This window comes from Cellulosilyticum ruminicola JCM 14822 (assembly GCF_001311925.1).
Classification (GTDB): domain Bacteria; phylum Bacillota; class Clostridia; order Lachnospirales; family Cellulosilyticaceae; genus Cellulosilyticum; species Cellulosilyticum ruminicola.
In genome coordinates this window covers 1-3,684 of sequence record NZ_BBCG01000124.1, presented here as the reverse complement: position 1 = coordinate 3,684, position 3,684 = coordinate 1, and the positions used below count along the sequence as shown (strand labels likewise).

4 protein-coding genes are annotated in these 3,684 nt (G+C 28.2%); 3 read left to right on the top strand and 1 reads right to left on the bottom strand.

The window, feature by feature from the left end:
* Window positions 1-101: 101 nt before the first annotated feature.
* The 3 genes from argS (at window position 102) to JCM14822_RS25315 (ending at window position 2,549) form a co-directional block, all read left to right on the top strand.
* Window positions 102-1,817 carry an arginine--tRNA ligase gene (gene argS / locus JCM14822_RS18100; RefSeq protein WP_054744013.1) on the top strand — a complete coding sequence of 572 codons (1,716 nt, stop codon included), beginning with the start codon at window positions 102-104 and terminating at the stop codon, window positions 1,815-1,817.
* A gap of 200 nt (window positions 1,818-2,017) precedes the next feature.
* Complete coding sequence (locus JCM14822_RS22285; RefSeq protein WP_242861564.1) at window positions 2,018-2,482, top strand: hypothetical protein; 465 nt, start codon at window positions 2,018-2,020, stop codon at window positions 2,480-2,482.
* The gene (locus JCM14822_RS25315; RefSeq protein ID WP_408606227.1) at window positions 2,424-2,549 is read left to right on the top strand and encodes a hypothetical protein; all 126 of its coding nucleotides are present in this window, start codon (window positions 2,424-2,426) and stop codon (window positions 2,547-2,549) included. Before JCM14822_RS22285 ends, JCM14822_RS25315 begins: the two co-directional genes overlap by 59 nt.
* Before the next feature lie 503 nt (window positions 2,550-3,052).
* On the opposite strand, the gene JCM14822_RS18090 is transcribed toward JCM14822_RS25315, so the two are convergent.
* On the bottom strand, window positions 3,053-3,439 hold the full coding sequence (locus JCM14822_RS18090; RefSeq protein WP_278287261.1) for a transposase: 387 nt from the start codon (window positions 3,437-3,439) through the stop codon (window positions 3,053-3,055).
* Window positions 3,440-3,684 lie beyond the last annotated feature (245 nt).

Here is a 3,684-nt window from a genome sequence, read left to right as displayed (position 1 = left end):
AGAGCCACTTTTTTATTTAGATGGAAAACTTGCTATGAAATAGATATTTAGTTACAATATAATAATATAAATTAAGAAATTAAGGTTGAAGGAGCGTAAAAATGAAAGATTTTAAATTAGAAATCGCACAACTTTTAAATGAAAAAATTAATAGTTTATCAGTAGATGACATCTACAGTATGATTGAGGTTCCAGGAAATGCAACAATGGGAGATTATGCATTCCCATGCTTTAAATTGGCAAAAGAGTTAAGAAAAGCACCTCCAATGATTGCAAAAGATATTGTTGATGAATTAGGTGAAGTTGATTTCTTAGACAAAGTAGAAAATGTAAATGCTTATATTAACTTCTTTGTAAATAAAGTAGAGTTCGTAAAAGAAGTTCTTACAGATGTATTAACTGAAAAAGAAACATATGGTTTCGCAAAGGAGAAAAACTTAGGAAATGTAGTAATTGACTACTCATCACCAAACATTGCAAAACCATTCCACGTAGGACACTTACGTTCAACTGTAATTGGAAATAGTTTATATCAAATTTTTGAAGCACTTGGTTATAACTGTGTAGGGATTAATCACTTAGGTGACTGGGGAACTCAATTTGGTAAGTTAATTGTCGCTTACAAAAAATATTCTAGTAAAGAAACAATCGAAGAAAAAGGTATTTCTGAGTTACTTAGAATCTATGTATTATTCCATGATGAAGCTAAAGAACATCCAGAAATGGAGCAAGAAGCTAGAAATTACTTCACAAAAATGGAACAAGGTGATGAAGAATCGTTAGCATTATGGAAATGGTTCAAAGAAGTAAGCTTAAAAGAATTTGAACGTGTTTATAAATTATTAGGTGTAGAATTTGATAGCTTTAACGGTGAAGCATTCTACAATGATAAAATGGATGCAGTTATCAAAGAAATGGAAGACAAAGGTCTTATCGAAGTAGATCAAGGAGCTAAATTAGTTCGTTTAGACGAAGAAAATATGGCACCATGTTTAATTACTAAAAATGATGGTAGCTCATTATATGCAACTCGTGATATTACAGCAGCTGAATATCGTAAAAAAATATATGATTTCAAAAAATGTATCTATGTAACAGCTCTTCAACAAAACCTTCACTTTGCACAATGGTTCAAAGTAATTGAAAAAATGGGACATGAATGGCATAAAGATTTAGTACACGTACCATTTGGTATGGTAAGTATGGAAGGTGGTGCTAAACTTTCTACAAGAAATGGTAACATCATCTTCTTAGAAGATATTTTAAAAGAAGCTGTAGATAAAACAAAACAAATTATTGAAGAAAAAAATCCAAGCCTTGAAAATAAAGAAGAAGTTGCTAGACAAGTAGGTATCGGAGCAATCGTATTTGATGATATGTATAATAATATTATCAAAGATATTCAATTCTCATGGGAAAGAGCATTAGACTTCAATGGAGAAACAGGTCCATACGTACAATATGCTCATGCTAGAGCTTGTAGTGTACTTCGTAAAGCAGGCATCGAATTAGATAGCATTCCTAACTTTGATGTAGACTACTCAGTACTTGCAGATGAATCAACAGTAGCATTAATCAAAAAAATTGCAGATTTCAAAACTACAATTAAAGAGGCTGCAAACAAATATGAACCATCATATATTGCTAGATATGCAGTAGATGTAACACAAGCATTTAACAAATTCTATAATGAAAATCCTATCCTTGTAGAAGATGAAAAAGTTAAAAACTCACGTTTAGCAATTGTAGTTGTGACTAAATATGTTCTTAAAAATGCATTAGCATTATTAGGAATCTGTGCACCAGTACAAATGTAATTTAGAATAACAATCTATTTATATATAGAGAAAAAGATAGTAATAAACTAAATAGTTTATTACTATCTTTTTTACCTTAAGTTATTATAATTAAAGATTTATTTGAGTAAGTATATTACAATAAAGATATACTTATAGATTAGTTTGCTAAGGTGATTTTAAAAGATTTTATAAACAGAAGGAAAATGAAAGGGGAAAGTATGCAAGAAGAGAAAGAAATTAAATTTAAAACAACCATTACTAAGGAAGATTATCGTGAAGTGGTATACTTTAATGTATTTACTAAGACCAAGGTTAGAGTAATATTATATGCATTGGTAAGCTTAATAGTGATTATAGAATTAGTTCTAAATTTTTTAGGAATTTATAAGATAGAGGGATTTAATTTATATCTTGATTATTTTGCAGTAGTTGTTTTATTTTTACTACCAATAGAAGTAGAACATATATGTAGAAAGATGATAAGAACAGATAAGTGTAGTTTAGGTATGGAAAAAGAAATTGTTATTAATACTGAAGGAATTAATTGCATAGATCAAAATTCTAGTATTAAATATGAATGGCCATTAATGTATAGAGCATATGAAAGTAAAAAACACTTTTTTAATATTTATAAATGCACAGCAAGCATTTATTATTCCAAAGCGAGATTTAAAAGAAGATGAAGTTAAGGAACTTCGTATAATTATTAATAAAAGCCTTCTAAGTAAAAATAAGCTTAAGAAAAAATAATAAGTTTATAAATAGAGATTGTTCTATGTGAAACACTTTAGATTGTTCCACGTGGAACATTTTTTGTATACATAGTTTTTATCACTAATGTTTAGTTACTAACTAAAATTTTCATTGACTTATACTTCTAAAATATGCTTTACAGACTTAAATAGATAATTTTTATATTTATCTAGTAAAGTTAGATGCACTAAGGGTATAATTACTTGGATCGCTATTCATTTTTCTATGTTTTAGGAGCTACTAAATAATGCTGTTTTATGGCATTGCATTTTGATTACATGTTTGAATAGCAGCTTATTTTTTATTTTATGCTTTAAATTGATTAAGCTTATCTTTATTTCAACCTTTTCAAGGGTTAATCGACGTAATAAATAAGTTATTATATCTGTTATCATTTGAATCCTTACAGCATTTTCACTATGTCCCATAAGGGTTTTGATTTTACAATGTTGTTTAATCCACTTGAAAAATAGTTCTATGTTCTAACGTTTTTTATAAAGCTATGCTATTTCTTCTGAACTATAACACATGAGATTAGTTACAAATATAAGCTCTTTACCTATGTGATCTATAATCTTTACAACCCTATAAAAATGCTTTGTAAGATTAATGGATTCTTTACCAAGGCGTACCTTCTTATCATATATGATAGTTGAAGCTGCTAGTAACAACGGCTGGGTTTTGTTATATTGTGTGATAGGTAGATTTATGGCTTCTTTAAATTTTGCATTATCCTTAAGATGACTTACGAAGTAAATTTCCTTTGAAGTATAACTGTCAAATTTTTTATAGTCAATGTAGCCTTTATCACAAATGTAAACTGTTCCTTTATCTGTCATTAGTTCATCCATTTTTATTCGATCATGACATGCTGCATTAGAAAAAATAATACGCTCAGGTCAATGTCATTTAGTTAAGTGATATTATATAAAAAAGTTATCTATGAATAGTTAAATATTTGTAGATGATTTTTTATAGCTTAAGTTTTGTCTAAATATATAATTTCATAATCATTAACTTAAGACTAAGTTTTTCCAGCAACAATAAGTTGTTCTAAATAACCTTCTATTTTAGATAGGTGGTTTGTCTTAAACGTTTTTCATGCAAAGCCAACTTTCCTATTCTTTGAACT

Coding starts and splice junctions, on each gene's coding strand:
- argS (WP_054744013.1), top strand. CDS start 102: ATGAAAGATTTTAAATTAGAAATCGCACAACTTTTAAATGAAAAAATT.
- JCM14822_RS22285 (WP_242861564.1), top strand. CDS start 2,018: ATGCAAGAAGAGAAAGAAATTAAATTTAAAACAACCATTACTAAGGAA.